The 6522-nt window shown below is 70.3% G+C and carries 7 protein-coding genes; 2 read left to right on the top strand and 5 right to left on the bottom strand.

The features are described 5' to 3' along the window. Positions 1-83 precede the first annotated feature (83 nt). The 5 genes from scpB to VEB62_RS00765 form a co-directional block, all read right to left on the bottom strand. Entirely contained in the window at positions 84-743 is a 660-nt protein-coding gene (scpB, locus tag VEB62_RS00745) for an SMC-Scp complex subunit ScpB (protein WP_324794492.1), read from the bottom strand. 178 nt (positions 744-921) lie between these two features. Beyond that, the gene (locus tag VEB62_RS00750) at positions 922-1740 is read right to left on the bottom strand and encodes a segregation and condensation protein A (RefSeq protein WP_324794494.1); all 819 of its coding nucleotides are present in this window, start codon (positions 1738-1740) and stop codon (positions 922-924) included. Further along, positions 1737-2870, bottom strand: coding sequence for a beta-N-acetylhexosaminidase (gene nagZ, locus VEB62_RS00755; protein WP_324794496.1), 1134 nt, complete (start codon positions 2868-2870; stop codon positions 1737-1739). The genes VEB62_RS00750 and nagZ overlap by 4 nt, the downstream gene beginning before the upstream one ends. Next, positions 2825-3568 (bottom strand): SPOR domain-containing protein, encoded by a 744-nt coding sequence (locus VEB62_RS00760; protein WP_324794498.1) that lies wholly within the window; start codon positions 3566-3568, stop codon positions 2825-2827. The genes nagZ and VEB62_RS00760 overlap by 46 nt, the downstream gene beginning before the upstream one ends. 257 nt (positions 3569-3825) lie before the next feature. Continuing rightward, on the bottom strand, positions 3826-5070 hold the full coding sequence (locus VEB62_RS00765; RefSeq protein WP_324794500.1) for a deoxyguanosinetriphosphate triphosphohydrolase: 1245 nt from the start codon (positions 5068-5070) through the stop codon (positions 3826-3828). 10 nt (positions 5071-5080) lie between these two features. Here VEB62_RS00765 and erpA point away from each other — a divergent pair, with 10 nt between their 5' ends. Next, positions 5081-5458, top strand: a complete 378-nt coding sequence (gene erpA, locus VEB62_RS00770) for an iron-sulfur cluster insertion protein ErpA (RefSeq protein ID WP_324794502.1) — start codon at positions 5081-5083, stop codon at positions 5456-5458. A gap of 72 nt (positions 5459-5530) precedes the next feature. Continuing rightward, a complete protein-coding gene (locus VEB62_RS00775) occupies positions 5531-5917 on the top strand; it encodes a hypothetical protein (RefSeq protein WP_324794504.1) in 387 nt (128 codons plus the stop codon). The last annotated feature ends 605 nt before the right edge of the window (positions 5918-6522 follow it).

The following is a 6522-nucleotide window of genomic DNA, read 5'->3' on the forward strand; positions in this document are numbered from 1 at the left end:
AGCGGCTTAGCAAGGGTTCGGGGGGATTGCGACACCCCCCTTCGCTCCCTTCTCCCCTCCGGGGAAGAAGGAAGCGATGAGCCTCAATCCTCCGCCACGAAATCCTGCGCGAACTCCGGCGAGTCCTCCTCGCCGGGCAGCAGCGGCGCATCGTCGTCGTCGCTCGCCCGCGACGGGTCCGGCACCTCGAACCCGACCGGGATCGACAGATCCAGCAGCCCGGCCGCCTTCATCTCCTGCACCCCCGGCAGGTCGTACAGGCTCGACAGGCTGAAATGCTCGAGGAACTTGTCGGCCGTGGCGTAGGTCACCGGCCGCCCGGGCGTGCGCCGCCGCCCCTTCAGCCGCACGAAGCCCATCTCCAGCAACAGGTCCAGCGTGCCCTTGGACAGCGACACCCCGCGGACGCTCTCGATCTCGGCCCGGGTGCAGGGCTGGTGGTAGGCGATGATGGCCAGGGTCTCGAGCGCCGCCTTCGACAGCCGCCGCGGCTCCTCGCGCTCCTCGGTCATCATGAACGACAGGTCCGGCGCGGTGCGGAAGCGCCAGCGGTCGGCGACGCACTCCAGCTCGACCCCCCGCCCCTGATAGCGCTCGCGCAGCGCCGAGATGGCCCCGCCGACGTCTGCCCCCTCGGGCAGGCGCCGCGCGATCTCGGCCGCCGACAGCGGCCCGGCGGCGGCGAACAGCAGGGCCTCGACCCGGCGCTCGATCTCGTTTTCGTCAGGAGCGAACTGAACCATCGTTAGATCCGCTCCCTTTCACCCGTCATCCTCGGGCTTGACCCGAGGATCAGATCATCCGGTGCGCGGTGACGGGAATCTCGGCCGCCTCGCCGGGCCGTCCCTGAAACACAGACCGGGGCCGCCTCTGATCCTCGGGTCAAGCCCGAGGATGACGGACGGAAAACGGCAGAACCGATCACGGCGTCAGCTCCAGCACCTGGCCCATCCCGCGCCGCTTCAGATACAGCTCGGCGAAGGCCTCGGCCTGTTTCACATCCATGGCCCCCTCCTTGACCAGCTCCAGGCTGGCCGACAGCGTCGAGGCGGTGAAGCTGGCCTGCGACGGCCCCTCCGCCGTCCGGCGCGCCGGCGCCACCCGCTCCAGCGGCGTCCACTCCTCCAGCCGGGGCAGGATGTCGCGCAGCCAGTCGCGCGCCGCCTCCAGCCCGAACGCCTCGACCCGCTGGCCGGGATTGTAGTGGCGCTGCTCCTCGCGCCGCCGCTGCGTCACATAGGCGGCCATCAGCTCGTACAGGCTGGCGTCGATCCGGTCGGACGGGATAATGACCAGCGCCTCCGGATCGCCGCGCGTGAACACGTCGCGCTTCAGCCGGGGCCGGGCGGTGATCGCCTCCACCGCCTTCCTCATCGCCTCCAGCTTCTGCAGCCGGAAGGCCAGGGCGGCGGCCATCTCCTCGGCCGGCATCTCCTCGCCCGCCTTCTCGGTGCGCGGCAGCAGCAGGCGCGACTTCAGATAGGCCAGCCACGACGCCATCACGAGATAGTCGGCCGCCAGCGCGAAATTGCGCCGCCGCGCCTCGTGCACGAAGGCCAGATACTGTTCGGCCAGCTTCGTGATCGACAGCTTCAGCAGATCGACCTTCTGCGTCCGCGCCAGCGCCAGCAGCACGTGCAGCGGCCCCTCGTAGCCCTCCAGATCGACCACGAACGCCTCGCGCTCGTCGGCCTGCTCGACGGCGGCGAAGTCCAGATTGGGCTGGAAGGCGTCGGTCATGTCCGCGGCCTGCCGCGCGTCGCGCTACTTGGGGCCGGGGCCTGCCGCTCCCCGACATCCGGCCCCTTCGCCGCCTCCAGCCGCCCGGCCATCAGCGCGTCGAACCGGTTGCGCGCCTCCGTCGGATCCAGCGGCTCGGGCACGCGTACGATCCGCGCCAGCGCCGCCGCCGCCCGCTTCGCCGCGTCGCCCTTCAGCCGGCCGACGCCCTCCGCGACCTGCCGCATCTCCTTGAGCTCGCCGTTGCAGTGCAGGACCACGTCGCAGCCGGCCTTCAGCGAGGCCTCGGCCCGCTCGCGCAGGCTCCCCGACAGCGCCTTCATCGACAGGTCGTCGGTCATGATCAGCCCGCCGAAGCCGAGCCCCTCGCGCATCAGCTTCACCGCCTTTTTCGAGATCGTCGCCGGCCGCTTCGGATCGACGGCGTCGAACACCACATGCGCCGTCATCGCCAGCGGCATGTCCGACAACGCCCGAAACGGCGTGAAGTCCCAGCCCTCCAGCGTCTTCAGGTCGGCGTGCACCACCGGCAGGTCGTGGTGGCTGTCCGCGAAGGCCCGCCCGTGCCCCGGCATGTGCTTGATCACCGGCAGCACCCCGCCCGCCAGCAGCCCCTCCGCCGCCGCCCGGCCCAGCTGGGCCACCGTCGCCGGATCGCGGGCCCAGGCCCGGTCGCCGATGATTTCATGAGAGCCGGGGACGGGCGTGTCCAGCACCGGCGCGCAGTCGACGTTCACGCCCACCGCCCTCAGGTCATGGGCCATCAGCCGCGCGCCCAGCCGCACCAGCTCGCGCGCCGCCAGCGGATCGTTGGTCGCCTTCAGATAGGCGTCGGCCGGCGGATATTTCGGCCAGTGCGGCGGGCCCATCCGCTGGACCCGGCCGCCCTCCTGATCGATCAGCACCGGCGCGTCGGGGTCGCCGACGCAGTCGCGCATCTCGTCCGTCAGCGCCCGCATCTGCTCCGGGCTGTCGACGTTGCGGCGAAAGACGATGAAGCCCCACGGCCGGGCGTCGGCGAAGAAGCGCCGTTCCTCCGCCGTCAGCCGATGCCCGCCGCAGCCGTAGATCGCCGCCGAGCGCGTCACCGAAGGATGCAGTCCCCGCCCGAGGCCCTGATGGCGCCGCACAGGGCTCTCGCCTGCTCCTGGCTCAGGCCGGTGACGGTGGTGCGGTAGACGGTCGAGCCGTTCGACGCCGTCACCTCCTGCACCCGCCGGCTGCCGCCTTCGGTCAGCTGGGGATAGCGGCCGACGACGGCGTTGTATTCGCGCTCGGCCAGGTTCGGGGTCGAGAAGGCGCCGATCTGGACGCCGGAGGTACCGCCGACCGGGGCGGGACGGGGCTCGGCTTTTTTGGCGGGCGGGGCGGCCGGAGCCGGAGCGGGCGGCGGCGGCGCCGCCTGGGTCGGGGCCGGCGCGGGACGCGGCTGCACGGGTTCCGGCGGCGGAATGAAGGTCGGGGCGGCCGTGGGCGCCTCGGTTTCGGAATAGACGTCGATGCCGGCGGTCGGATCGACCGGCTGGGCGTCGATCGGGGCCTCTGACTTCATCTGGCCGACCGGCGTGCCCACGGCGGGCGGCGCGTCCTCGGAGGCGCGAAGCCCGCCCCGGCCGTAGTAGATGGCCACGGCAATGATCAGCACCAGCAGCACCACCGCCGAGATGATCAGCGTCATCGGCGGGCCCTTGCCGCCGCCGCCCCCGCCGCCGCCGGTCCGGCGCGGGTCATAGCCCTGGCGGTTGAACGGCAGGTCGTCGTCGGTCGGCGGCGTATAGGCGCCCCGGTCGCGGCCCTGGTTCGGACGATAGGGATCTTCGTGGGACATGACCGCGCCTTTCGTGCCGCGCGAATCGTCGCGCGGAACAGACACTGTATCCCGGTCGGAGTCCTTTTTCAGGCCGCTTCGCGCCGCCGTCCCCACCCTACCCCCTTCATCCTCGGACTTGATCCGAGGATCAGACCGTCCGGTGCTCCGTCGAGCGCCGCACGGCCGCGGTTGCGGGGCCGTCGCCGCCGCACAGCCCGCCTCTCGCCTCTGATCCTCGGGTCAAGCCCGAGGATGACGGCGGGAAAGGGAAACCCCTACAGATCCAGCGCCAGATCCAGGCTGAACAGCTTCCTGTGTTCCTCGATGGCGTAGCGGTCGGTCATGCCGGCGATGTAGTCGCACACCGCCCGCGCCCGCCGCGCCTCGTCCGAGGTCCCCGCCTTGCCCGACCATTCCGGCGGCAGGGTGCCCGGGTCGGCCATGAACAGCTCGAACATCTCGCCCAGCAGCCGCCGCGCCTGACTGCGGGTGCGGTTGACCCGATAGTGGCGGTACATCCGCTCGAACAGGAATTTCCGCAGCACGCCCAGATCGGCCAGCATGCCGTGCGAGAACCCGACCAGCGGCCGCCCCGCCGTCCGCACGGCCTCGGTCGAGCGGACATTGTCCGCCGCGATCCGCGTCTCCGTCTCGGCCAGCACGTCCTCGACCATGACCCCGATCATCCGGCGCACCGCCTCGATCCGCACCATCCGCTCGTCGATGTCCGGCCAGTCCTTGCGCACCCCGTGCAGCACCGGCCCGATCAGCGGCACGTCGGCCAGGTCGTCGAGCGTGAACAGCCCCGCCTGCACTCCGTCGTCGACGTCGTGGTTGTTGTAGGCGATGTCGTCCGCGATCGCCGCCGCCTGGGCCTCCAGCGAGGCGAAACTGTCCAGCCGCAGGTCCCAGTCCGGCGCCCCGTGGCCCAGGGTGTAGTCGGCGATCGCCCGCCACGCCGGCTCGTCCAGCCGGTGGGCCACCGGCCCGTTGTGCTTGACCACCCCCTCGACGGTCTCCCAGCTCAGGTTCAGCCCGTCGAACTGCGGATACCGCTCCTCCAGCTTCGTCACCACGCGGAAGGTCTGGACGTTGTGGTCGAACCCGCCCCACGGCTCCATCCGCGCCTGCAGCTCGTCCTCGCCGGCGTGGCCGAACGGCGGGTGGCCGAGGTCGTGGGCCAGCGCCACCGTCTCGGCCAGATCGCTGTCCAGCCGCAGGGCGTGGGCGATCGACCGCGCGATCTGGGCCACTTCCAGCGAGTGGGTCAGGCGGGTGCGGTAGTGGTCGCCCTCGTGGGCCACAAAGACCTGGGTCTTCTCCTTCAGGCGGCGGAAGGCGGTGGCGTGGATGATGCGGTCGCGGTCCCGGGCATAGGCGTTGCGCGTACGGCTGATCGGCTCGGGCGTCAGCCGGCCGCGGCTGTGTTCGGGATATTCGGCGTAGGCGGCGCGCTCGGGGATCAACGTCGGCTGCTCATTCGATGGCCGGGCCTTTGCGATCGCCCGCCCGCGCCTCATATAGACCCCCGTGAGCACCGTCCAATCCGCCCCCGCCTTCCAGATATCGCCGGCCTCCGGCGGCCATGGCCTCAGCCTGTCCGAAAGCGCCGCCCGCCGCCTGGCGAAACTGGGCGCCGAAGAGGGCCGTCCGGTGATGCTGCGCGTCGCCGTCGACGGCGGCGGCTGCTCCGGCTTCCAGTACCGCTTCGAACTGGTCGAGGCCGCCGGGCCCGACGACATCCGCATCGAGGCCGGCGGTCAGGCCGCGCTGGTCGACCCGATCTCCCTGCCCTTCCTCAAGGGCTCCGAGATCGCCTTCGTCGATGATCTGGCCGGGGCGCAGTTCGTGGTGCGCAATCCGAACGCCGCCTCCAGCTGCGGCTGCGGGGTCAGCTTCTCGATCTGATCAGGGGCGGGGGCGCGGGCTGGCTGCCCGCAATGGGTGGCTGGCGGACGTTCGCCCTGCTAGCCTCAAGATATGGCGACGTTCCTTCACCATCTGAGCGCAATCCGGAACTACCGCTGGGCCAGCGTCGCGCTCATCGTGGCGACGATCTTTCTCCCCGTGCTCATGATGAGGCTTGGAGCCTTGGAGTGGGTGGCGACGCTCGCGGGATTGCCGATCTATGTCGCTCTTGTGGTTCTGACATATCACCGCCTCAGGAACGCCGGGCTGACCGGCGGGTGGATCGTCTTGATGATCCTGGCGCTGAACTTCGGCCCCCGTTGGGACGGGCCAGAACCACTTACGTTTCACCTCAGCCGTCTCCTTCCCCTCATCCCCGTGATCTTGGGCTGGCTCGTTCGCGCTCCCCGAGCTGTCGTCGTGACGAGTGCCCGTGCGGAAGGCTTGAAGGCAGGCTGAGCCGAGAGCCGCAATGGGCCGGGAGCGGCCGGTTGCCTGGGGGTGGAAAGCGGAAGTTGCTGACAGCGTGGAGATCATGAAGTCAGCGGCCACGACTCAGGTTCATGACCTTCGCGCGTCGCCCCGTTGCCCGGGTTGATGTTCCACCGCCGCCGCCCCATGACGCTGTGCTGACAATCCGCGGAATTATAGTCGGGTTCGGCGGATATTCCCTCGATCAATCAAGGCGCTGACGAATTCTCAAACTCTATTCCGTGCACAGGGCGGGGGCGGCGCATACTCTTCCCGTCCCGTCGGACGGGGAGGCGCAGAGGCCTTGCGTGCTCTGGCGGCGGGATGTGGAGAAGCGGGGCCCGGTTCCGGTTCGTCAACGCAAGACGAGCGACGCCCGGGGTCTGATGGATGTCGGATGTCAGGGGCGAGGGGGATACTCGCCCGGTCCGGGGCCCGTGTCGCAAGCACGGCCCGCCCGCCGGAGGCGCTGCGGTAAGGCGTTAAGAGCGCCACCCGACGCAAGCTCCCGGAAAATCTCCGCGCGGAGCGTCTGTCTGCGTCGAAACGGTAAAACCAAACGAACTCCGGGCGCAGGCCCGGCGCTCCGCACG

It is taken from the genome of Brevundimonas sp. (assembly GCF_035626975.1).
Classification (GTDB): Bacteria; Pseudomonadota; Alphaproteobacteria; order Caulobacterales; family Caulobacteraceae; genus Brevundimonas.

Excerpts from the sequence above, each read along its gene's own strand:
- scpB (WP_324794492.1), bottom strand. The coding sequence starts at position 743 with ATGGTTCAGTTCGCTCCTGACGAAAACGAGATCGAGCGCCGGGTCGAG.
- VEB62_RS00765 (WP_324794500.1), bottom strand. The coding sequence starts at position 5,070 with ATGAGGCGCGGGCGGGCGATCGCAAAGGCCCGGCCATCGAATGAGCAG.
- VEB62_RS00760 (WP_324794498.1), bottom strand. The coding sequence starts at position 3,568 with ATGTCCCACGAAGATCCCTATCGTCCGAACCAGGGCCGCGACCGGGGC.
- VEB62_RS00750 (WP_324794494.1), bottom strand. The coding sequence starts at position 1,740 with ATGACCGACGCCTTCCAGCCCAATCTGGACTTCGCCGCCGTCGAGCAG.
- VEB62_RS00775 (WP_324794504.1), top strand. The coding sequence starts at position 5,531 with ATGGCGACGTTCCTTCACCATCTGAGCGCAATCCGGAACTACCGCTGG.